16 protein-coding genes are annotated in these 25,007 nt (G+C 35.2%); 6 read left to right on the top strand and 10 right to left on the bottom strand.

The genetic code is table 11. The annotated features are described in order from the left end of the window. Positions 1 to 97 precede the first annotated feature (97 nt). Positions 98 to 2,359: an ankyrin repeat domain-containing protein gene (locus ACICPZ_RS05515; protein WP_395462157.1), complete on the top strand. Its 2,262-nt coding sequence runs from the start codon at positions 98 to 100 to the stop codon at positions 2,357 to 2,359. Here ACICPZ_RS05515 and sdhA read toward each other — a convergent pair whose 3' ends face one another. Together sdhA and gltX are read right to left on the bottom strand one after the other, a co-directional pair. Next, entirely contained in the window at positions 2,360 to 4,165 is a 1,806-nt protein-coding gene (sdhA, locus tag ACICPZ_RS05510) for a succinate dehydrogenase flavoprotein subunit (protein WP_213862922.1), read from the bottom strand. It lies immediately after the preceding gene. Between the two features lie 763 nt (positions 4,166 to 4,928). After that, on the bottom strand, positions 4,929 to 6,359 hold the full coding sequence (gene gltX, locus ACICPZ_RS05505; RefSeq protein ID WP_264373807.1) for a glutamate--tRNA ligase: 1,431 nt from the start codon (positions 6,357 to 6,359) through the stop codon (positions 4,929 to 4,931). Between the two features lie 150 nt (positions 6,360 to 6,509). On the opposite strand from gltX, the gene ACICPZ_RS05500 reads away from it, so the two are divergent. After that, the gene (locus ACICPZ_RS05500) at positions 6,510 to 7,229 is read left to right on the top strand and encodes a hypothetical protein (RefSeq protein ID WP_264373806.1); all 720 of its coding nucleotides are present in this window, start codon (positions 6,510 to 6,512) and stop codon (positions 7,227 to 7,229) included. Between the two features lie 70 nt (positions 7,230 to 7,299). Next, positions 7,300 to 9,375, top strand: a complete 2,076-nt coding sequence (locus tag ACICPZ_RS05495; protein ID WP_264373805.1) for an acetyl-CoA carboxylase biotin carboxylase subunit — start codon at positions 7,300 to 7,302, stop codon at positions 9,373 to 9,375. Here the strand turns inward: ACICPZ_RS05495 and ACICPZ_RS05490 are convergent. The 6 genes from ACICPZ_RS05490 to ACICPZ_RS05465 are packed head-to-tail and all read right to left on the bottom strand — an operon-like array spanning position 9,324 to position 14,149. After that, a complete protein-coding gene (locus ACICPZ_RS05490; RefSeq protein ID WP_264373804.1) occupies positions 9,324 to 10,598 on the bottom strand; it encodes a COX15/CtaA family protein in 1,275 nt (424 codons plus the stop codon). The genes ACICPZ_RS05495 and ACICPZ_RS05490 overlap by 52 nt on opposite strands. Further along, a complete protein-coding gene (locus tag ACICPZ_RS05485) occupies positions 10,556 to 12,154 on the bottom strand; it encodes a glycosyltransferase family 2 protein (protein ID WP_319606398.1) in 1,599 nt (532 codons plus the stop codon). Before ACICPZ_RS05485 ends, ACICPZ_RS05490 begins: the two co-directional genes overlap by 43 nt. A 14-nt stretch (positions 12,155 to 12,168) precedes the next feature. Continuing rightward, complete coding sequence (locus ACICPZ_RS05480; protein ID WP_065094793.1) at positions 12,169 to 12,645, bottom strand: hypothetical protein; 477 nt, start codon at positions 12,643 to 12,645, stop codon at positions 12,169 to 12,171. An 8-nt stretch (positions 12,646 to 12,653) separates the two neighbouring features. After that, a complete protein-coding gene (locus ACICPZ_RS05475; protein ID WP_010962584.1) occupies positions 12,654 to 13,133 on the bottom strand; it encodes an ATP synthase F0 subunit B in 480 nt (159 codons plus the stop codon). Between the two features lie 3 nt (positions 13,134 to 13,136). After that, the gene (locus tag ACICPZ_RS05470; RefSeq protein ID WP_006014985.1) at positions 13,137 to 13,364 is read right to left on the bottom strand and encodes a F0F1 ATP synthase subunit C; all 228 of its coding nucleotides are present in this window, start codon (positions 13,362 to 13,364) and stop codon (positions 13,137 to 13,139) included. 59 nt (positions 13,365 to 13,423) lie between these two features. Next, positions 13,424 to 14,149, bottom strand: a complete 726-nt coding sequence (locus ACICPZ_RS05465) for a F0F1 ATP synthase subunit A (RefSeq protein WP_155968396.1) — start codon at positions 14,147 to 14,149, stop codon at positions 13,424 to 13,426. 229 nt (positions 14,150 to 14,378) lie between these two features. Between ACICPZ_RS05465 and ACICPZ_RS05460 the strand changes: the two genes are divergently transcribed. After that, complete coding sequence (locus tag ACICPZ_RS05460; protein WP_010962582.1) at positions 14,379 to 14,642, top strand: hypothetical protein; 264 nt, start codon at positions 14,379 to 14,381, stop codon at positions 14,640 to 14,642. A gap of 112 nt (positions 14,643 to 14,754) precedes the next feature. Then, positions 14,755 to 17,094, top strand: coding sequence for a phenylalanine--tRNA ligase subunit beta (pheT, locus tag ACICPZ_RS05455; RefSeq protein ID WP_209472911.1), 2,340 nt, complete (start codon positions 14,755 to 14,757; stop codon positions 17,092 to 17,094). Here the strand turns inward: pheT and ACICPZ_RS05450 are convergent. Further along, a complete protein-coding gene (locus ACICPZ_RS05450) occupies positions 17,085 to 19,832 on the bottom strand; it encodes a hypothetical protein (RefSeq protein WP_264373802.1) in 2,748 nt (915 codons plus the stop codon). The two genes, pheT and ACICPZ_RS05450, sit on opposite strands and share 10 nt — an antisense overlap. Positions 19,833 to 19,890: 58 nt before the next feature. Next, positions 19,891 to 23,271, bottom strand: a complete 3,381-nt coding sequence (locus ACICPZ_RS05445; RefSeq protein ID WP_209472907.1) for a class I tRNA ligase family protein — start codon at positions 23,269 to 23,271, stop codon at positions 19,891 to 19,893. A gap of 176 nt (positions 23,272 to 23,447) precedes the next feature. On the opposite strand from ACICPZ_RS05445, the gene ACICPZ_RS05440 reads away from it, so the two are divergent. Then, entirely contained in the window at positions 23,448 to 24,914 is a 1,467-nt protein-coding gene (locus ACICPZ_RS05440) for a peptide MFS transporter (protein ID WP_007548626.1), read from the top strand. The last annotated feature ends 93 nt before the right edge of the window (positions 24,915 to 25,007 follow it).

The following is a 25,007-nucleotide window of genomic DNA, read 5'->3' as shown; positions in this document are numbered from 1 at the left end:
TCACATATACAACGTTTAGCTCAATTTAAAAGTCAAACTTCTTGGTTGTTAGTTTAGTGCTGACAACTTAAATAGCTTTTAATATTGAGGTTTTAGTATGGGTATAGATATAACTGCACTAACTACTAATGCAGATAAATTAGGTGAATGCATAGATAAAAATAAAAAGCAAGAGCAGGATAGAAAAGACGAACAATTATATGGCATTATAGAGAGAAAGGTAAAAAAAGAAGAACACAAGCGTGAAAAACCAAGAGGTCAAGATGGAACCCTCAAGAAGTGTAAAAGGTTATTTGAGGAAGGTGCTAGCTCTGAAGTACTAACTAAATTAGAAGAATCACTTAGAGAACAAGAAAAATATTATAAGTATTATGTCCAATGCTTTCTTCCGGTATTGAATAGAAAAATATCGAAAGAACTAGACCCTATAAAAAAAGAGGAAATAGGACAAGCAATTTCAGAAATTACTTATAATAGCAGATATTGTTTTACCCACAACCGTAGGGACAGCGAAACAGAGAGTGGCTACGGCAGTGATGTTGAAGATGATCATGAAGTAGAAATAAGCAACGAAATAACAAATAACAATGCTCTACTACTAAAAGCGATCAAAAATGGAAATAACAGGAAATTTAGAAAATATCTAAAAGATTGTACGGATATTAGCAGCATAAAAGATGAGAAAGGAAATAATATTTTACACCTTATCGTGTCATTGGAAAAGAAACAGAAATGCAAGTTTCTAGGTACCCTAATAAAAACGGTCACCAAGGAAGATCTAGCACAACTCATTAATAGTGAAAATCAGGACGGAAAAACCCCTTTTCAGGTAGCACTAATTAACAAGGTAACAAAAGAAAAACATGAGTCTAATACAATTCGAAGTAACGATAACACACTTAAGTTTCTTACAAAATTGTTAGAGCATGGAGCCAGCTCTGATAATTTAGAATTATCTACAGAAGAATTACAAAACTTAAAAGAGGAGCAAAAGACATACTACCGTAATTTCTTAGAAAAATTAGCAGAGCAAGGAAAGAAATCTAAATTAAAGCCAGAAATAAAAATCAATACAGAAGCAAAAATTAAAGAAATTATACCACATACCATAAATACTCCAGATAGTAATGATAATTATCTATTACATCCAGTAATTAAAAATAGTGATAAAAAACTTTTTAAAGAACTATTGGAAAAAGGGGCGGATATTAGCCTTAAAGACACAGATGGTAACAATGCTTTACACTTGATTGTTAAACCTGAAACAAAACAAAAACTTGAACTTCTCAATATATTGCTAAAAGCAGGTCAAAAAGAGCAATTTATAAAAGCTGTAAATGATAAAAACAAAGAAGGGCAAACACCGCTCTATCAACTACTCCAGCGCATACAAGAAAAGAGTAAAGAGCCTTCATTGAAAGATAAAATAAAAAATGTAGTAAAAAAAGAATTTAAGGATACTGGCAGGTATAAAACCTTAGAGTTATTTCTACAAAATGGTGCAGATATTACTGTGCAAGATAAAGATGGAAAAAATGCTCTGCACTATATTGCTTCATTCAAAGGAGAACAAAAAGTTACATGTTTAGAGTTGATTTTAAATTCGGTGGAAAAAGAGAAATTTAGTAAAGCTGCAAACGCCGCTAACGAAAAAGAACGCACACCACTACAAGTAGCGCTAATTACTAAGACGACAAAAGATAAACATAATTTGGTCAATCCTAAGAGCCGTGATAACACGATCAAGTTCTGTGTAAAATTATTGCAAAATGGTGTTGACCCAAAGCAGTTAATACTACCCGAAAGATTATGGAGCAAAGAGTATTATAAAACTATAAAAGGAATAGAGAAATCAATGGGTAGAGCGCTTATTCCAGATGATATGAGAACTGAACTGAAGTGCAACTTTGGCAGGAAGTTAAAAGCACGCGATATTGTGAAGTACGTCAATAATGTTGCTTGTAAAGCAGTGACAACGCTTGTATTTGCTGCTTTAGCCTGTGCAGCAATATTCAGTGCTTCTCAAGGAATTATTACAATTGCAACTGCCTCATCTATTATAGCAGTTATTGGAGTTTGTTATCTTATTTACTTGAATTTAGAAAATATTTATGAAGGATTTGGAAAAATTAAAGGAAAGTTTACTGAAGAAAAGCAACTTACACTTCAAGATAACGCACCAAAAAATGATACACAATGCAATAACTCTGTTAAAGATATAGAAAATAAGTCCAACGATTTAGAAGAGCAAGAGGTGCAAAAATCATCAAATCAATCAGAGCATACTGAGAGTCCTCCAGACACTAAAATGAGTGCCATATCAATAAACTCGTTGAAAAATTGTGTAGGGATAGTGTAACTAATAAACCCTCTTCTCTGGCGCTATGAAATCAATCTCACCGCTCAGAGTTTTTTCAGCCACTTTTTTATAATCAATTTTTACGTTAATTTGCCCTTTCTTTTCTTCAAGCCACGCTATAGTGTGCTTCATCCAGTTTTTGTCATCACGTTCAGGAAAGTCTTCACGAGCATGGGCACCTCTGCTTTCCTCGCGATTAGCTGCGCATTCCATGGTAATAACCGCTTGTGGGATCATGTTAGCAAGCTCCAGTGCTTCAACTAAATCACTATTCCACATCATACTGCGATCCTCAAGTGAAATATCAGGCATCATTTTTGCTACCTTTTTTATAGCTTTTTTGCCTTCTTCTAAAACTTCAGCAACACGGAACACTGATGCGTACTTTTGCATAGTGTTCTGCATTTCGCTGCGTATTTTTGCTACTTTTAGCCCACCGGAGGCAAATCGCATTTTATTAAATCTATCTACTATCCAGTCTGTGCAGTCTGAATGCAATTTTTTATGTGGTGTACCGGATTTTAGTTTCTCTCTTGCTCTGAGCGCTGCAGCTCTACCAAAAACCACAAGATCAAGAAGCGAGTTAGAACCAAGTCGATTTGCACCGTGCACAGAAACACATGCAGCTTCTCCAATTGCAAATAGTCCATCTACCACTTCTTCCTTACCTTGCTTCAGCGTGATCACTTCTCCATAATAATTGGTTGGAATGCCACCCATGTTATAGTGAACAGTCGGAATGACCGGTATTGGATCTTTAGTGACATCAACTCCAGCAAAAGTTCTTGCGGTTTCGCTGATGCCCGGCAATCTGAGTTTTATTACTTCCGGATCAAGATGCGCTATAGTTAAATACATATGATCTTTTTTTGGTCCGACCCCCCTTCCCTCTCTAATTTCAATTGTTATTGCGCGACTTACCACATCACGGGAAGCTAAATCTCTTGCTTTTGGTGCGTAACGTTCCATAAACTTCTCGCCCTGAGAATTAACGAGGTACCCCCCTTCACCACGGCATCCTTCTGTCATCAGGCACCCTGAGCCATATATTCCTGTTGGATGAAATTGTACAAATTCCATATCTTCAAGTGGTAATCCAGCCCTTACTACCATGCCATTACCATCACCTGTGCAGGTATGCGCACTTGTTGCAGAGAAATAAACACGTCCATATCCACCTGTTGCTAACACCACTCTATGCGCACGAAATCTATGTAATGTGCCGTCGCATAGCGACCAAGCAAGAACTCCGCAGCATGCTCCGGTTTCGCTATCCATAATTAAATCAATCACAAAGTATTCAACAAAAAATTCAGCGTTGAATTTAAGACACTGCTGATATAGAGTGTGAAGGATTGCGTGCCCAGTCTTATCTGCTGCCGCACAAGTGCGCTGCGCTGATTTTCCTTTACCAAAGTGAGTTGTCATTCCACCAAAGGAACGCTGGTATATTTTGCCATCTTCTGTACGAGAAAAAGGTACGCCAAAATTTTCAAGTTCAATAACAGCTTTAGCAGCGTTTTTACACATATATTCTATTGCATCTTGATCACCAAGCCAGTCTGAACCTTTTATTGTGTCATATGCATGCCAGCGCCAATCGTCTTCACCGATATTACCTAAAGCTGCACTAATTCCGCCTTGTGCTGCAACTGTATGACTTCGTGTAGGGAAAATTTTAGAAATGCAGGCAACTGAAAAATTAGTTGCAGCCATCCCAAGCGTTGCTCTGAGCCCTGCTCCACCTGCACCTACTACTACCACGTCATACTCATGTTCTATGATCTCATACGCTGACTTATCCATATTTACTTATTTTATCATTACAGGCTTATGATATCACAGAAGTAGAAAAAATCTATACAAGTTTTCTATAGTTAAGACGTCATGCCGCCGCGGCGCTAACAAGTAGCGGGATGACAGCAATCCTACGTCATACCGCCGCAGTATCTCAGCCACTAACACGTAGCGGGATGACGAGCTTATTGTCATGCCGCCGCGAACCGTCATACCGCCACGAACCGTCATACCGCGATTCATTCGCGGTATCTCTAGATCCCGCTAACAAGCAGCGGGATGACGATTGTCGTTTAGCTATAAACATTAAGAAATTTACCAAACGAAAAAAAAGGCAAAAGAAGCCCCGTGGTTATTATCCGCTTTAAAATATTGGCGTTTTTTATGTTTTAAACGCTTGACAAGCGAAATTCAGCTGCTTTTAATTGCAACTAACTTACGCTGCAAATGTTTAAGAAATTTACCAAGCAGAAAAAAAGACAAAGAATCCCCGAGTTAGCTAGTCTTTTACTATCTTTGTCGAGTATTGGCATTTTTTGATGTCTTGTAACGCTTTGTAAGCGCGTTCAGCTTATTTAGATAAAAATCTAGATGTAGATGAAGTTTTGTAAAGACATACAGTATCTATATACTGCAAAAAATTAAACATAAGACGCCGATACATTAAGTAATCCTTACCTTTTAATCTGCAGATTGGCGAAAGCAAATACAATAGCTTCACTGTCATGATAAAGGGGCTGGCAAAGCTTGTCAAGAAATTTTCTTATTTCATTTAAATTGCTTGTAACCTTCTTATACACTCATCTTTACCAAGAATCACCATGATATCAATGATTCCAGGTGCATCCATTACTCCAGTTATAGGGGCGCGTAATGAGTGGTATACATCGCTTATTTTCATATCGTGCAATTTTGCACATTCCTTGATCTGAGAAGATAAAAAACCCTTATTCCAATTTTCATCACCGATCTTTGACAGAAATGATGCGAGTAACTTAATTATATTGAGGTTAGATTTGACAATTTGCTCAGCCTCTTCACTTAAATCAAGTGGCGGATCTTGAATATAAAATTTTGCTAAATCCGATAATTCGGTCAGGTAGTTTGCTCTTTTTTTTAGCTCTGTCAGTCCCTGCAGTAAATAGCCCTTTTTTTTGTCAGTTAGAGTATTTTCTCTAAGCATTAGAGTCAGAATATCTTCATTGCTCATATTACTAATATAGTGGTTATTCAAATGCTCCAGTTTTTTGAAATCGAGCCGTGCAGGTGAACGACCAATACTTTCTAAATTAAACCACTCTATTGCTTGCTCATCGCTAATAATCTCATCGTTGCCGTGACTCCAGCCAAGTCTCAGCAAGTAATTACGCATCGCTTTTGGCAATATTCCCATCTTTTCATAATCGCAAACGCTTGTGGCACCATGCCTTTTGGATAGCTTATTCCCATCTTCCCCATGGATAAGCGGCACATGTGCAAAGCGTGGAATGTCAAAATCAAGAGCCTGGTATATTAGCAGATGTTTAAAGGTATTAGTGAGATGGTCAGAACCGCGTATTATATCAGTTATTCCAGCATCATGATCGTCAATTACGACAGCAAAAATATATGTTGGAGTGTTGTCAGAGCGTAAGATCACTATATCATCAAGCTGGTTGCTATTTACTTTGATTTGGCCGTATATTTTATCATCAATGACGATCTCTTGTGAGTCTGGCACTTTGAAACGGATAACTGACCTCACACCGGATGTCATTCCAGCGCGTGACCACATATTTTCTTCTGGATCCCAGTGTCGGCTACTTGGATGACAAGAAGGAGGTTTTGTAGTACATTTATGCTTGTATATCTTGCCCTCTTCTCTTGCTTTTATTTTCTTTTCTGCAACTTCATCCTCAGGGCAATAACAGTGATACGCCCTACCCTTCTCAACTAAAAGGTTTGCTACTTCTTTATGCCGCTCTATTCTTTTTGACTGATATACTATTTCCCCATCATAGCTCACACCGAGCCATCTTAGCCCTTCTATAATTGCATCAATTGCTTCTTTCGTTGAACGTTTTCTGTCGGTGTCCTCAATTCTTAGCAAAAACCTGCCACCATGATGCTTTGCATAGAGCCAATTGAATAAAGCAGTACGAGCTCCTCCAATGTGCAAAAATCCTGTTGGTGATGGAGCAAATCTCGTGACTATACCTGGCATATTTGTCTGTTACAGTAATGTAAATGATGATAGCTAAAATTTATGTTTGTAACAATTTAGAATTTATTTGTTCTGAGAGATAAAATTTTATTTATTTTTCATAAATTGTGTTGTATAATTTAGTATTGGTTGAATATAGCGAGGTGAGTTATGGATGGACTTGTAGATATAGCAAAATTGCTTTCAGATAATGAAGCTAATATCAATTGGCGTTACACCGGCCCTTTTGATAAAACAAAACAAAGAATTAGGGGAGATAATCTCCTGCATTTAGCTGCAAAAACAGGAAAGGTTGATAAGTTTTTATCTATTTTCAAGAAAAGTGTTGAAAGTAATGTTCATTTGTTAGAGTACAATAAAGATCATGAAAATCCATTTCATATAGCAGCAGAAGTGGGGATATTACCAAGTGTAGTAAAAGGAATATTCAAGCATTTGGAGTCTGAAAAAACTAACCCAAATTGTGATCCGAAAAAATTAGAAAATGTCAAGAATTATGTTAAAGAGGCATTGTGCAATAGATGTGCGCTAGATCAATCTAAAAAGACTCCTCTTGACTGGGTTAGTAAGACAGTCAAAAAAGAAATAAAAGAAATCGCAGGCATAAAAGACAGCTTCATATGTAACCAGAAGTTTCACCTGTGCTTATACATAATAGGAGCTATAGCGTGTATTGCTGCTTTATGTTTGTCTTTATACTTTTTATTTTTAGTTTCTCAATCTATGGCACTGACTACGATGGCTGGGATAATTTCTGGCGGGGCTGCGTATCTGTCAGGCAAAGTGTGTAGTGAGATACATGACTTGCATGACATGAGCACTCCAGTGGAAACTTTTAGTAGTACAGATCTTGCAAGGGTGGCTGTCTGATATATAACAAAAAGTTGCAGGCAATGATATAGAAATTTACTTTCTCAACTTAAGAAAGTATACTCATACGATGACGGAAAAGAAGTACAGTAAGATTTTAATAGCAAACAGAGGAGAGATTGCCTGCAGGATTATCAGAACTGCTCGTAGGATGGGTATATCTTGTGTATGCATATATTCGGATGCAGATGTAAATTCTGTGCATGTAAGACAAGCAGATGAGTCAAGATATATCGGCCCTTCGCCATCTTGCCTCAGTTACTTAAACATTGAAAAAATATGTGAAGTAGCAGTTGAAACAGGTGCTGAGGCGGTTCATCCTGGCTATGGTTTTTTAGCAGAAAATCCAGATTTTCCACGTGCTCTTCAAAAACATAATATAGACTTCATCGGCCCCAGTGCAGAAACAATAGAAGTTACAGCCAACAAAATAACAGCAAAAGAAGCGGCAAAAAAAGCTGGAGTGAATGTAGTGCCAGGATATATGGGTAAGATTAGCGACGCTGCCCACGCAGCTCAAGTTGCTGAAGAAATTGGCTTTCCGGTTATGCTTAAAGCTGCATCAGGCGGTGGTGGCAAAGGAATGCGAATTGTAAATTCCAAAAAAGAAATTGAACTAGCGTTCACATCAGCAACAAATGAAGCAGAGAAAAGTTTTAAGGATGGCAGTATCTTTATAGAGAAATATATAGAACTACCAAGACATATTGAAATACAAATCATAGCAGATAAATATGGCAATATAGTGTGTCTTGGAGAAAGAGAATGCTCGATACAAAGGAATAACCAGAAAATAATAGAAGAAACGCCAAGTCCATTCATTAGTGAAGAAGTAAGACAAAAAATGTATGTCCAATGTGTTTCTCTAGCAAAGCAGGTTGGTTACTTTTCAGCAGGCACTGTTGAGTTTGTTGTAGATAAAGACCAAAACTTCTATTTTCTTGAGGTAAATACGAGATTGCAAGTTGAGCATCCAGTAACAGAATTTATAACTGGAATAGACATAGTAGAAGAAATGATTAGAACTTCCTGTGGAGAGAAATTGAGATTCAATCAGGATGATATTAAACTTACTGGTTCTGCAATAGAAAGTAGAATTTGCGCTGAAGACCCATCGAAGAAATTTTTCCCTTCCAGCGGAAGAATAAAATATTACGATAAACCGGGTGAAAATGATTATGTAAGAATAGATGATGGAGTTGCTGCAGGTTCAGAAATTAGCATGTTCTATGATTCGATGATTGCCAAAGTGATAACATATGGAAAAGATAGAGTAGAAGCGATCAGCAGAATGCAAAAAGCATTGTCTGAATGCTATATAGAAGGAGTAACAAATAATATAGAATTTCTAGAATCCATCTTCCATCACCCAAATTTTATCGCAGCAAAGCTCCATACGAGATTCATTCCAGATCATTACCCTAGTGGGTTTCACGGCGATTTTGTTACAGAGGAGTATATTAAAATATTTATTTTCACTGCGTTATATGTTCATTTGGAAAATGAAGAAAGGTACCATCATAAAGCAGTGAATGAAACATCTCAGGTGTCATTCCAGTGCGTGACACTGGAATCTAGTAAAAAAGAAGGGGCACCAGTATCAGCTACTCGGATGGCAGGTGACCGTGCAAGAGATTTATTCATAGTGAATATAAATGACAATGAGTACTCCGTAAATGCAAAATACCAAGATAATATATTAATAACGGTATATAATCACAATAAATACTCCGTTATAGGCAAGTGGAAATCAAGTTATAGATTGCTATATATCACAATTAATGACGATACCAATATAGCACTTAAAATAGAAAGACAAGGCAGCAAGTACTTCATAAGGCATGCAGGCATGAAAGCTGAGTGTTGTATATTTAAGCCTCATGTAGCTGAATTAAGTAGGTTAATGCTAAATAATGAAACAGAAGGGATTTCAGCAGATGCTGTAAAATCCCCAATATCTGGTTTATTAGTTAAATTGCACGTAAATGTAGGAGATCAGGTGGAAATAGGACAACCTTTATTTGTGGTGGAGGCAATGAAAATGGAAAATATCATATGTGCTGAAGCAGCAATGGTGATAAAAAATATTCCCGTTCAAGAAGGAAAAAATGTGCAGATTGGTGATGTAGTCTGCTTTCTTAAATAACATAAGAAGTACAAACTTGACCCAAACAAGATAAATGAAAACACTTGATGAGCTATGGCAATGGCTATTGGTATGTGCAATAATAGAGTAATTACACCTAAAATGATCTGAATGACGACGGAGAGCAGCATAATATATACCGGTTTTATGCTAGCATTTTTTACTGTGAGTATTACTACCAAAGTTAGTATTAGCAATGCCAGTGCTCGATGTATAAATTGCACTGTCGCTCTGTTCTCAAAGATATTCAGCCATATAGGCTGTAAGAAAAATAAATCTTCTGGAACGATTTGTCCGTCCATTAGTGGAAAGGTATTGTAAATCAAACCAGCATTTAATCCCGCAACAAATGCGCCGAAAATTATTTGTATTACAATTAGAATCAGAATAAGTATTGTGTAATATATACTACTGTTAGTAGATTGAAATCCTGTCATCCGAGTAGCTGACACACAACTGTACGAACGCTTACTTTTGAAAATAAATTGCACAGCAAATGGTGTCATGAAAGTAGCTGACACTGGAATCCAGCTTTTACTATGCAGCCACTTATTTAAAGTTAAGTTTTCTGGATCCCAGTGTCTGGGCACTGGGATGACATCTTTCTTGGTGAAAATTACTCTTATACTGCAATGTTCGTATAGTTGTGTACGTAACACTGGGATCCATATTTGGTAATCAAAAAATTGATATGACAATAATGCAAAGATAATTAATGCTAATAATAAGTGAAGTGCAAGCCTATAGTGGCTAACATGAGGTTCAGTTACTAAACCACTTTTAACCATATACCAACCAGCAAAAGCTTGTAAAGCTCCAAATAATAATGCCAAACATAGCTTTATTACTACCTTTTTAGATATTTTTCTTCTTAATATGAAATATATAAATGGCAGGACAAAAACTAAACCTGTTAGTCTTGCAACCAATCTGTGTACATATTCTATTAAGTATATAGCGCGAAACTCCTCCATACTAATACCATAGTTAAGTGCTTTATATTCAGGTGTAGCTTCGTATTTTAATTTTTCTTGTAGCCAGTCTTGTTCACTCAGTGGTGGTAATGTTCCAGTAATTGGTTTCCACTCCGTGATTGACAATCCTGCTTTTGAAAGTCTGGTAAATCCACCAATCCCTACCATGAGAATTACCATGACCGAGCAGAGAAAAAGCCAAATAGCTACAGGTTTTGCTTCCATAAACCATGCTGAGTTTTGTTCCATCGCTCAGGGTAAAGAATAAATTCCCATAAGGCAAGAAAAGCTGCAACACTATGTAGCAGACTATAGACCGGAAAAAATATCGATACTATATAAAAATAAAAAGGCATCTTTTGCTGTTTGACAGCTATTACCAAAAGAATCAGGTTAGTAACGTATACCACTACAAAGTAGTACAAAAATAATTCATTTAAAACTTTAGTTAATATCAATGAAAGCAGTAAAAATGGAGTAGTAAAAAATATAAAAGCTGCAGAGCCAACAAAAAGATTCAATAGCAAAATTCCCTTAAATCCAGTGTGTTTATAAAGTGACTTTATATTTTTTAAATGAACAATATAAGTTTGCATATAGCCTTTGATCCAGCGCGCTCTTTGCTTAATCCAAGCAAATACAGCAATTGGTGACTCTTCCAATGTTTCTGAGTCAATCATCCTGGTTTTATATCCCATTTGTGCAAGTCTCAAACCAAGGTCAGCATCTTCGGTAACACTATAAGCATCCCAGAAAAACACTTTTTTTAGAATTTTTACTGAAAAATGATTACTGCTACCACCCAAAGGCATCGGCATGTTCATTTTTTGGAATCCAGGCAATAAGTATTGAAACCAGTTCATATACTCCAGAGAAAAGAATTTTGTGAGAAAATTATAATCACAATTGTAGTAATTTAATTTCGCCTGTACACAGGCAAGCTTATCGTCGTCCTTATTAAATTCAATCAGTGCTTTTTTTAACTGCAATGGGTCTGGTTTATCGTCCGCATCATATATTACTGCATACTTTCCTCTAGCAAAGCTCATAGCATAATTGCATGACTTGGCTTTTGTTCTAGGCAAAGAATGAGGCACTTTTATTACTTCAAAATACTGCGGTAAAGTGTACTTTTCTATAGCTGCTAGCGTTTCTTGGTCATCACTTTCTACCTGAAGCTTCACATCTAATTTTGATTTTGGATAATCCAAACTTTCAATGCTTTCAACCAATTGCTCTATCACTGCACTTTCTTTAAAAGCAGGCAATAAAATAGTATATATAGGAAAATCTTCTTCACTCAGCTTACTATAATCCACTTTTTGGTTGGAGGTTTCACATAAGTTAAAAATTGTAGCTATAAACTTGAATAAATAGCTAGAACATCCGATTATAAATATCAACATCAAAGCAAAATATGTATATTTCTCTGTTAGTGTTAAAATTGAAGTTACAATAAAGAAAGAAGCAAAAAATATTGAGCTTAGTTTAATGCTTTTGGCTGAAAAATTAGGATTCTTGTAATATAAGTAGTTGCTTGCAAATTCTGAAATACCAAAGTGCGAGTTAAGAAGATTTAAAATCTGTTCGCTATCCACTTTTATTAATACATAGTCAATACCGTAATGAGCTTCGACCCAACGGTTGATATCTCGGCTTGTGTCTTCAACCATAAAAAAAGTAGTATTATTTAATTTTTGCCAAGGAATTATATTAAATTTATAGTAAAAAAGTTTCTCTGGCTCTTTGCACAAACTAGAATCAAACTTAATTTTTTCTACATTATCAGCTTGAAGTATAGGCAATTGTTGCATTGAACCTAATGCAATTTTTTATTTAAGTCACGTGAAAATGAAGATATGACCTCGCTACTACGCTTATCATCTTTACGTTCATGCATTATTTTTTTTACAGCATCAGCAGCTATATTCGCTGTGTTAGCCTGTAAATCTCCAAGAGCTTTTTCAACTTGGTCAGTGACTTTCTTCAAGTTAGAATGGGCATTGTCATCTAATGTCTGATCTAGCTGCTGTCTATTGTGCTTAATGATACTATTAGCTTTATCAAGTGCTTCATTCATCATTTTATTAACTTCTGCATCTAATTCTTTGTATTTTTTAGAAGATTTTTTGTAATACTCCAACATATCTTTCCTGAATTTTTCAGTTTCTTCACTTGAAAATTTGCTTTTGTTACGCTTATTGTTAAGCGCATTTTTTATCACTTTCTTTAGCAATTTATACGAAAGGACAAAACTTACCAAGAAGGCAAGACCGATAATCAGTGATGTAGACATAAAAACCCCTAAAATTCTTTGGACACCAAGTCAGCAATAAATTCCTCTTCAATTTCAGAATTAGTCAATTTAGTATAATAAATTAAAGCAATACTAGTAGCCATTTGTTTTAACTGATCAGTATATTCAGATTTAAATTCTGCCACTTTTTTTTCAATAAGCTTGCTCTTTTTTTTATCTTCCTCTTCTAATATATTCTTAACATTAGCTCTCATTTCTTCTACCTGAGCAAGTGCATCATCTATGATTTTTTTTGCCTGTATTCTAGCTTGGGTTAAAGCTGCGTTATACTTGGTAATCTGATCTTCCGTAAGTCTTAAAAGATGAACAGAACTATTAAAAGAACCCAATACTTCTTTACTTCTAGTGCTTATTATTTCATCTAACTTTGGCAAAAATAAACAACTTACTACGAAAAAAAGTGAAGAGAAAAAAATTAAAAACCAAAAAACTTGAGAAAAGAAGGTTGAAACATCAAGCTGTGGCATCTGTTAAGCAGCAAATATTAATAACATTGCAAGTACAAACGCAAGCAATCCCATGATTTCAACCATGGCAGCACCAATATAAACATAACTTTTCATTTTACCTTCTGATTCAGGGTTTCTCGCAATCCCATTTAACATAGCAGAGAAGATATTAGCTATACCTAAACCAGCGCCGAGCATTCCAAACACAGCTAAACCAATTGCTATAAATTTTAAAGCTACTAAATCCATATATTACCTTTAATTATTTCTTTATAATATAATTGTAAAATATTCTACAAGGAAGTCAATTACTTTACTGCATCTGACAAATATACACATGTTAATATAGTAAATATATAAGCTTGTAAAATTGCAACAAATACTTCAAATCCTATCAATGCAATTATGAACAAAAACGGCGCAGGAGTGAAAAATATGTTCATATTTACAATAAACCCTGCTATCACTTTGATGATTGTATGACCAGCAATCATATTTGCTGCAAGCCTTATTGATAGGCTAACCGGCCTTACTAAATAAGCAAACAACTTAATAATAATTATTATAGGTGCAAGCCACGAAGGAGTTCCTTTTGGTAGCAATATGCGTAAAAATTCTACTCCCCTTTCTTTAAATCCAACAATCGTTATATAAATAAAAACCACCATCGATAAAGCGAAGGTGACTATCACATGACTTGTGACCGTGAAACTATAAGGAAGAACACCAACTAAATTACACGATAAAATGAAAATAAACACTGTAAATATCAATGGAATGTGCTGCAAGCCTTTGCTTCCAGTGTTATTTTCTATTATTGAAATAACAAAATCATATACATACTCAACTGCAGCTTGCAAATATCCTGGTATTACTGCCCCCTTCTTTATTCCAAAAAGCAAAAAGAGTATCACCAATATCACCGAAATCATCGTGAAAAGAGATGAATTGGTAAAGCTTACGTCATACCCAAATAACCTAGGTAACTCTATTACCGTATATACTTTAAACTGTTCCAGCGGATTTAATGCCATTTTAATCTGAATTATAAACAGTAAATAAAGTATGAATTTTATAGGACAAAGTCAAGAATTAAGATAAGGCTCTGTATTATTATAACATTAACATATTAACAAAATATGTAATTAGAATGTTAATTACAGTCAGCTCTGTATTTTAAAATTTACTAATCTTGTTAAATTATTCAATATCTTGACTTAATATCTTATTTTGATTATAATTTAATTTTTAGTGAGGTATATAATGAACGAAATAGATTTTATTAACACTAATCATCCTTTAAATTTGGAGCAGGAATTTGGTAACGGATACATCGAATCAGTAGATTGTTTCCTTGACGAAGATACTCGCGATTATTACATAGGACTCAACAATGCAATAATACACTTCTTTTTTGATGGTAACATTGATGAGGATGCCTGGGATTATGAAAGTCTTAAATTCTTTCTGGAGATAGATTTAAAAGGTGATATAGAAAAAATTCTTTCTCTTCGCAAGAAGATATAAAGTTACAAAAGCTTCTACATCATAAACAATGATGTAGAAGTATTCCACTACAACAAGCTTTAAAAGCACTACATTTTATATTACAATAACTTTTTTGTTTCTTGTTAGATCGATGAAATTCACGTTATCTTGGTTACTGGAGTATTTAGAAACCAATGCTAGTTTAGAAGAAATTACCGATAAATTAACTCACATAGGGTTAGAAGTAGAAGATGTGATCGACAATACCAAATTAGCTGGTTTTATTGTTGCAGAAGTATTAGAGGTGATACAGCATCCAAATGCTGATAAATTAAAATTATGTAAAGTAGATGACGGAAGTAAAATTCTACAAATAGTTTGCGGAGCAAACAATGTTAGAGAAGGTATGAAAACTGTGCTTGCATCTCTTGGTAGCACATTGCCAGAAAGTGATTTCACAATCAAGCCTACAAAAATACGAGGAGTGCTAAGTGAAGGGATGCTCTGCTCTGCTTCTGAACTTGCGTTGGTTCAAGAGGAAAGTGAAGGAATAATCGAGCTTTCCGATGATTATAAAGTAGGGGATAAATTTTTCAATTGTGACCCTGTAATTGATATAAATGTTACTCCAAACCGTGGAGATTGCTTAGGCATTTATGGAATAGCTCGCGACCTTGCTGCAACTGGAATTGGAACATTAAAGACTTTAAGCATTCCACAACTTACCAGCTCCATAAATTCACCAATCGATGTTGAAGTTACTGACGGAGAAAGTTTTATTAGTGGAATATACATTGCCAATGTAAAAAATCAAGAAAGCCCAAAGTGGCTAAAAGATAAATTGGAATCGATAGGAATGCGCTCCATTTCTACAATAGTTGATATCACGAACTATATTATGATATCTTTCAGCCGCCCAATGCACGCGTATGATGCAAAAAAAATAGAAGGAGAGCTCACAGTACGCAAAGCAAACGACGGAGAAAAATTTGCTGGTTTAAACGGTAAAGAATACTTATTAAACAAAGACATGAGCGTTATTGCAGGTGATAAAAATATTCATGGAGTTGCTGGAATTATAGGTGGAAAGTGCAGTGGATGTACACTTGAAACTACTGATATCTTTTTAGAGTCTGCTTGGTTTGACCCTATATCTATCGCTAAATCTGCAAGGCAAATAAACATCTCCACAGACGCTAGTTACAGATTTGCACGTTCTGTTGATCCCGAATTTACTTTTGATGGACTCAACCTTGCAGCTAAAATGATTCTGGATTTATGTGGTGGAGAAGCCTCAAGCGTAGTGTCTGCTGGCAGCTTAGATAGGGCTGACACCAAGGTGAGCTTTGATTACCAAGATGTAAACAAGTTTGGAAGTGTATCTGTATTGCCTGATGAAGTGTTCGATATCTTGACGAAACTAGGGTTTAATATTGATAAAAAAACCGAAGGCAATTGGAATGTACAAGTACCAAGCTGGAGACCGGACGTGACAATACCGGTTGACCTAATTGAAGAAGTAACAAGGATATACGGCTATGACAAAATAAAAGAAGAACCACTACCAAATAATGTTGAAGAAGTAGATAGTACATACGACAATTTGCGTATTTTGATGACAAACAGAGGGTTTCATGAAGTGCTAACCTGGTCGTTTATGAGTGAATCAACAGCTGAAAAATTTGGTTACTCGAATAAGTTATTTATCATCGATAATCCGTTTAACAATAACTTTAATATAATGAGACCAAGTATTATGCCAAATTTATTGCAAGTTACTGCTGATAATATTGCCCATGGAATATCTGATCTTGCAATCTTCGAAATCGGGCCGATTTACGATGGTGAAGCTCAGTCTAAACATGTTTTAAGTGGAATAAGAACAGGAAATAATTTACCGCGAAACCATTATAATACTAATAGGAAAGTAGATGTTTTTGACGCAAAGGCTGATTGCATAGCAGCTTTGGAGTTTTTTAACGTCAATTGCGATAATTTAACGATAGAGAGAGCAGAAAAAGAACATTACCACCCAGGAAAGTCAGGCACTCTCTCTTTTAAGAATAAAGTAGCAGGTTATTTTGGAGAGTTGCATCCTAATATATTAGATCTTTTTGACATCAAGCAAAAAGTTGTAGGTTTTGAGGTGATATTAGAAAATATTGAAAATTTACCTGTAAGTAGAAAGAAATTTATCGATTATAAATACCAAAGTGTAAAACGTGATTTTGCATTTATTGTAAATAAGGATGTGAAAGTAGGTAACATAATCAATGTGGTAAAAAAAAGCTCAGAGCTCATCACAGAAGTTTTAGTATTTGACGTATACCATGGAAATAATATAGAATCGAATAAGATGTCTATAGCATTGTCAGTTACTTTCTGCTCTCCAACTCACACTTTAACTGAAAAAGAGATCCAAAAAGAATCAAGTGCTATAGTTAATTTAGTATGTGAAAATACCGGAGGAACTTTGAGAACTTATCGTTGAGTCACAATCATAGTTTCCTGCCGTTGCTGTGTCACACTTACTTCATCCAATTTATTTCCAATATTGAATTCAATATCCTTGAAAAATCTATCCCACATTCCATGCAAATGCTCTTCTATTTTAGGCCACACATCATTTTTAAATGTTACCCCATCATCAGAAAATAAATTACCTAAAAAGGCTCCAACACCTTCATAATTTGACTGAAAACATTGAAGAAATGTCTCTCCTTCTTTATAAGTATTATGTGCCACATTTAACGCTTTTCTCTCTGTAGTCTCTTTATAAGCATTTGATGCTCCAATCTTTATTGCACCAAACATAACTTTACTCCAGTTCTTAACTTTCTGTATACAACCTTCACTATTTCCTGGTATATTATTTATTATATCTTTTGTCAAATTATCTATCAAAGGAGACAATAAACCTTGATAAAAGTGCTTGATATTATTTTTTGTTTTTATCACAGGACTTTTTATGCATTTTTCTGCCAAATAGTATTCAAGTTCCGCTTCCTCTAACAACTTCTTAACTGCTTCTTCGTTAAAAGTTTCACGCTCGAACTCCTTCAGTAAATCATCCTCTATTATTGCAAACTTTATTTTTTCGCGAGATTCTAGTTCTTCTATATAATCATTTTTTGTTTCTTCATTTATCAACAATCCTTTTTCTTCTAATTCTAACTGTTTTAATGCTTTGAGAATTTCTTGGTTATTTTTCAAATGCTTCTCTATTAATTTTGTACTTGGATGCTGTTCTCCTTTCCTATTTCGCTCACCTTCTAAATATTTGTTTAAATCCTCATTTTCTTCTATTACTTTCCTTAACGATATAGGTTGCTCTAAGCATTCTGCAATTTCCGCTCGGTGCGCATTAATCCTCTGTACTAAATCCGGCTCCTTTTCCTCTAACAGTTTACATGAATCCTCTATACCCTTTGCTTGGCCTTTGAGTACATTTTGTATTTTGCATTTCGTTATTTCTAAATATATCTTTGCTACAAAAGCATTTACTTTATCTGAAGCTTCTTTTAAATTCTCACTCAAAGAACCTTTTATCTCCTTTTCTAAATCCCGAAACTGGTCTATTAAGCTGAGCATGCCTAATAGGCCTAACTCACCCTTGGCTTTTTTCATTACTGATTTTACTAGCCTTTGCTCAACTTCTTGATCATCATACTCGAACTTAAAAAGACCTTCTAACCTTCTTCTTAAAACATCACCTGCTAAATTATTCTTTTTTACATCTCCATATATTTCTTTCAATTTTTCATGTATCCTAATATATCTTTTTTGTCCTTCTTTTTTTAAAAGATTAATCTCTTCTTTAGCATTACCTAGAGCTGTCTCTGTTTCTCTACTATGTATATATTTATAAACATCAATAATTGTTCTCTTAGCTATCTTCCCTTCTTCTTTAAGCCGCTTCCATTCTGCTTTAAATATAGGAAGCTCACTATCATCTAAAACATCCGGTACTTTTGCTCCTGCTTTTTTCAGATCTCTTATTATCACTTCTTTCTCACCTGGTAATTCCTTACCTTGACTCTCTAATTCCTGTCTCACTAAAGAATTTTTTATCTCATCTTCCAGTGAAAAACCTTCTTTCCGTCTATCCAGCTGAAACCTAACTGCTTGTATAAAGGCAACTTGATAGGCGTTGTATATTAAGTGAGTTGTCAACTTAAAATCTATGCTACTTACCACTTTTAACCTGAATTCGTCCAACAATTCCTTCAATTTATCATATGTAATCTCTTTCTTTTCTAGCTTTATCAGTTCTTCCATAGTCTTCGCAAATTCTTGAATAGAAGTTGCAAGCACATTCTTGATCTCATTACGTAAAGGCTTAGGACCATTTTTTAAGTGGATATTAGCTGATAATTTCAGTATGGTATTATGTTCTGAATCACGTGCAACATTAAACCAACTACCATCTTTATCTTCGTATAAATCTCTAAGTAGTTGTTTAAATTGCGGTGGAAACTTAACTTCCATATTCCACTTAATGTCTGCTTCAATAGCCTCTATCTCATGAAAAGACACCTCAATATTTTGGTGTTCATTTTGACATAACCCATTACTTATTTTAATAGCAGCAATCAAAAAATGAGATAATTTTTTATTTAAAAGATAAAAAGTAGCCAAAGCGAGTGTTGCAGGAATAAGTAATGCTGCAAGCACAGCGATATTAACAAGAATCACTATTGCAGCAAGAACACCATATGCCAATCTTTTTGCTGTACTTTCACTTACTTCACTTTTTTTTGTTTTATTCTCCTCTGAACTGATTTGTGTCTTATCATTTGTTTTTAATTTATTATATACGGCTAATCCTAACGCAGTGAAAACTATATAAGGAAACATTAAAACTGATAGAGCTAAATTTAATACTTTCTTCTCCGGGCAAGCTCGATTTACCTCTTTAAATATTCTACTTGATATATTATACCAAGAAGTAAAAAAATCAGAGTTATAATCTTTATAATGAAATATACTGAGTGGAACGTTAAAATTAGCTAACGGCTCTTGTTCTTCCACAGCATCAAAAAATTCTTCTTCCTCTTCTGAAGTAGCAAGACCTAAATCATTCCCTTCTTCTACATTAGAAACAGCTTCCATAGCATCAAAAGACTCTTCCTCTTCCAAAGTAACATTGGAAATAGATTCTACTTTACCTAAATCATCACTATTGTTATTTAAGTCAACAACTTTCTTACAATCTACAACAGCATGCATACCATAACCTTACCTCAAGTAACCTAAGTATAGCATAAACAATGACAACTTTCAACTACTAATAATTTAACCTAATACCAACTATCAAATTTTGGTACTCCTTAAAATAAAAGTTAGTTCCAATTTCTGTATTAATGTCCAAAGATAAGGTAAGGGTCTGCTCTTTTATATATTCAATCCACGTATTTATTGCTTCCTTAATTTTCTCATCTTCTGTTTTGATTATTACTCTGATTCTATCGGACATATGAAAATCAGCTTGTTTCCTGGTTTCCTGAATGAGCCTCACGACATCTCTTGCAAGCCCTTCTAGAATTAATTCATCATTTAGTTCAGTATTTAGAATGACAATCCCTTTATTGTTATCAAATACAGAGGAATATTCACTGTTTGCTTTTAACAATAGTTCATATTCGCCTTTTTCTATGATGCAATTTTCTGACTCATTACCTAAAAAAACTTGCTCATTTTCAACTTGCTTCCATTTTCCCTCTTTGACATATTGAACTAGTTTCTTAATTTTATCTGGTATTCTCTTTCCAAGCAGGGGAAAACTTAGCTTTAACTCTAGTGATGCAATATCTTCAAGTCTGTTTACTAACTCCAGTTTTTTTACATTTACCTCATCTTTTATCATCTCTTGATATTCATTCATGCTTGGTGTCATTCCAGCACTTTTTTCTTTCTGGATCCCAGTGTCAGCTACTCGGATGACAGGAGAGAACTCTGGGATGACGGGAGAGAGCTCTGGGATGACAGAAAACGGCTCACCTTCAAGAAAACTACAGGAAGACTGATGATAAATGATCATACTGCCAAGTGGCTGTCTGATACGTATGTTAAAAGTGTTTCTAATAGAGAGTGCAGAGTTGCATATCTCTCTCACCAAATCCATCTTGGCAATGAGCTGACTATCAAACTTCTCTAATTGTGGAAAATTAGCCAAATGAACAGATGTTTCTTCATACTTAAGCCCTTGCCATATATTCTCTGTTATAAGTGGCAACAAAGGAGCTGCAGCTCTTAGTATGTAATAAAAAACCGTATATAGAACATTATAAGCATCAGTTTTATCCTGATCCAAATCACTTTTCCAAAAACGCTCGCGACTGCGACGAATATACCAATTATTTAGCACTTCAAAAAAGTTCATTAAAATTTTGCAAGCCTCTTGGGAGTTATAGTTGTTCATAGAAGCTTGGATACCTTCTACAGCTTCAAAACACTTGGAAATCATGTAACGATCAATAGTGCTTTGATAATCCTTACAAACTTCAGCTTTAATTCCATCTGCATTTGCATACATAGTAAAAAAGTGATAACTGTTCCAAATAGGTTTTATTACGTTTTTCAGAACATCTCGTATTGAGTTTCCTTCTTTATCGAGTAGCAAATTACCACCACAAACAATAGATCCAGAAAGCATAAGAAAACGCAGTGCATCAGAACCGTATCTATCAAAAACCTCCATTGGATCTGCATAGTTATTCAAACGTTTGGACAATTTTTGCCCTTTTACATCCAAAACAACACCGTGGCATATGCAGTTCTTAAATGGTTCCCTATTAAACAAAGCAGTGGACAATACAAAGAGCGTATAAAACCACCCCCTGGTTTGCGCTATGTATTCAGTGATAAAATCCGCAGATTCAAACCACTCCTTATTTTCAAACGGATAGTGGATTTGCGCAAATGGCATCGAGCCAGATTCAAACCAGCAGTCAAACACGTCAGGTACACGGCGCATAACTGATTTTCCTGTTGGATCATCAGGATTTAGTCTTGTTAAAGTATCGATAAATGGTCTGTGCAAGTCGTCTATTTTAACATTAAAATCTCTCTCCAGTTCTTCTATTGAACCATATACATCTACTCTTGGATATCTCGCATCATCTGATTTCCATACAGGGATTGGCGTACCCCAGAATCGATTGCGTGAAATTGACCAGTCGTGTGCCCCTTCAAGCCATTTTCCAAATTGACCATCTCTAATGTGGTTTGGTATCCAATTAACTCTCTTATTTAGCTCTACCATTCTGCTTTTGAATTTTGTAACAGCAACATACCAAGAAGGCATAGTTCGATAGATCAAAGGAGTGTCAGTTCTCCAGCAGTGTGGATAATTGTGAATATATTGCTCAGTCTTAAACCAACTTCCCTGCCCTTTCAATTTTTTTATTACTGTATCATTGGCATCAAAAACATGAACCCCTGCCAAATCTGAAACTTCAGCAGTAAATTTTCCACTGTTATCAATTGGACAAATAACTGGAATATCATGGCTTTGGCAAAGGTAAAAATCTTCCTCACCAAATCCAGGAGCAGTATGCACAACGCCAGTACCGTCTTCTTCCGTCACATAATCAGCAATAAAAACGCGAAATGCATTTTTTGTGTCTTTAAAATAGTCAAACAGTGGTTTGTAAGAAAGACCTGCAAGATCATTCGCTTTAAGTTTTATATTGCAGTTTTCATATGGAATATTGTTTTGTTCAGAGTGGCTGATAAATTTCTCTAAGTAGCTTTCAGCAAAAATGTATATTTCACCATTCATTGAACTTCCTTCACTACTCCCTGTCATCCCAGTGCCCAGACACTGGGATCCAGAAATAGATTCCAGCGTCACGCGCTGGAATGACATCAAAGGGTGGACTGACACTGCACAATACTTAATATCTTTTCCTATTGCTAAAGCCAAGTTGCTCGGCAACGTCCAAGGAGTTGTAGTCCAAGCAAGTAATTTACACTTTCGTTTAACACTTTTAAATTGCTGTGGGTTTTCTAAAAGCTCAAATGCAACAGTTACAGCTTTGCTAACTTTTTCTCTATACGCGTTATCAAGCCTTGTTTCGAAATTAGATAATGGAGTTTCGCATGCCCAGCTATATGGTACAACGCGCACTGATTCATACACCAGACCCTTATCATAAAGCTGCTTGAATGCCCACATGACCGACTCCATGAATGATTTATCCATAGTCTTATAGTCATTGTGAAAGTCTACCCACCTTGCTTGCCTATTTACATACTTCTCCCACTCTGATGAAAATTTCATCACAGAAGTACGGCAATGATCGTTAAATTTATCTATACCAAACTTCTCTATCTCAGTTCTACCAGATATTCCAAGTTCTTTTTCTGCACCCATCTCAGCCGGCAATCCATGGCAATCCCAGCCAAATCTACGTTCAACCCTTTTTTGAAGCATAGTTTGATATCTTGCAAATGCGTCTTTGATGAAACCAGTGAGTAAATGTCCATAATGCGGAAGTCCATTTGCAAACGGAGGCCCATCGTAAAAGACAAAACAATTATCCTTGGAACGTTCTTCAACTGACCGCTCAAAAACTTTGTTTTCCTGCCAAAATTTTATGATTTCCTTTTCTAACGATAAAAAATCAGGACTACTTACTGTATCAGGATAATGCTTTGACTTCATGTTCGCTATGTAAAACTAAAGAATATAGGGCTTTCTGAAAAATTACAAATTCAAAAATATTTCCGTAGCTCACACCCCAACAAACTATTCTGCCGAGCTTCCAATACCTTTTTTTAAGTTTTACTTGCAGTTTTTATTGTTTTACTTAACATTAACCCAAGCTTTAGGGGTATTTTATGGATCAGAAGACAGATAAGTTTCCACAATTTTTAAAAATGTTGTGCTTTGTTGAAATGTGGGAACGTTTCTCTTACTATGGAATGAGGGCACTTTTGGTCCTATTTTTGACTTCTCACTTAGGTTTCACTGATGAGAGGGCCTTTACTATTTACTCATTATTTGCTGCAACAGGTTATGCTATACCAATACTTGGAGGTTTTTTAGCTGATAAGTTGATGGGATTCCGCAACATGGTGTTGCTTGGAGGGATAGTGATGATAGCAGGTCATGCTTGCATGTCATTGGTTAAGTTTGAACCAGGTTTATTATATTTAGGTTTATCTCTAATAGCCATAGGTACTGGTATGTTTAAAGGGAACGTAACTAACTTACTTAGTTCATGCTATGGCAAAGACGATCCTGAACGTAGCAGAGGCTTTACTTTATTTTACGTAGGTGTGAATATTGGAGCAATATTGGCTTCTATTTCATGTGGTTATGTAGCCCACTTGTTTGGCTGGCACTACGGCTTTGGTTTAGCTGGTATTGGGATGTCTATAGGGCTAATCTTTTTTCTCAAATTTCAGAATCTTTTAGGAGATAGCGGCCTTTCTCCTTATCCAGAGCTTATGAATAAGCGCATATTAGGGATTAAAATTTTTGGTATAGTATTGATAGGAAGCTTTCTGTCATCATCAATAATTGCTAAAATGCTTATACATAGTGAATTTTTTACTAATATGCTCATATTTATTGGAATAACAGCTCTGGGCATATTTATTTATATAATATCTAAATTATCAGCAGAACAAAGACGAAAATTAGTGGCATTATCTATTCTTGTGGTATTTTTCTTGTGTTTTTTTGCTTTAGAAATGCAGCTTGGCTCTTTGGTTAACTTATTCACCGAAAGAAACGTTATTAACAATGTATTAGGTATAACAATCCCAGCTTCAGTTTCTCAAGCCATAAATCCTTTGTCAATTATAATATTTGGCTTTCTTTTTGGAACATACATGAAGTTTAAGCAAAAATATGCAACTTCCATGTTTACCCTTGGCCTTCTGACAATGGCTATGTGTTTTTTCACACTGTACATAGGATGTTTAAACTCTAACATTGAAGGTAAAGTAGAATACTTATATTTAATAATTGCTATCTCCTTTATGGGACTGGGAGAATTATGTATTGCTCCATTAGTCCAAGAACAAGCAACTACACTAGCCCCCAAAAACCTTAGAGGAGTAGTGATGGGTATAGTAATGCTGTCATTAGCGTTTTCTAACCTAGCCGGAGTTGCAATATCAAAATTTATGTCAGTTCCTTCAGTAAATGGTAAAATAAATTATTTAGAATCTTTAGAAATATATAAAGAGGGTTTTTTAAAGGTGGGAATATTTAATTTAATGCTCGTTATTGTATTTTTATTCTTCTTCAATTTTATACATAAAGTTGTTACTAACTCATCTTGTACAAAAAATTGATATAGGTAAGCTCAAATTTGTAGGTTTAAGGTACCCGTTCAGCAGAGGTAGCAATTAAACTTTGTAACTTTTGAAAAAGATTATGATTGCATT

The organism is Wolbachia endosymbiont (group A) of Melitta haemorrhoidalis (genome assembly GCF_964273365.1).
GTDB classification, from domain to species: Bacteria; Pseudomonadota; Alphaproteobacteria; order Rickettsiales; family Anaplasmataceae; genus Wolbachia; species Wolbachia pipientis.
This window is presented reverse-complemented; position numbering and strand designations above follow the sequence as displayed.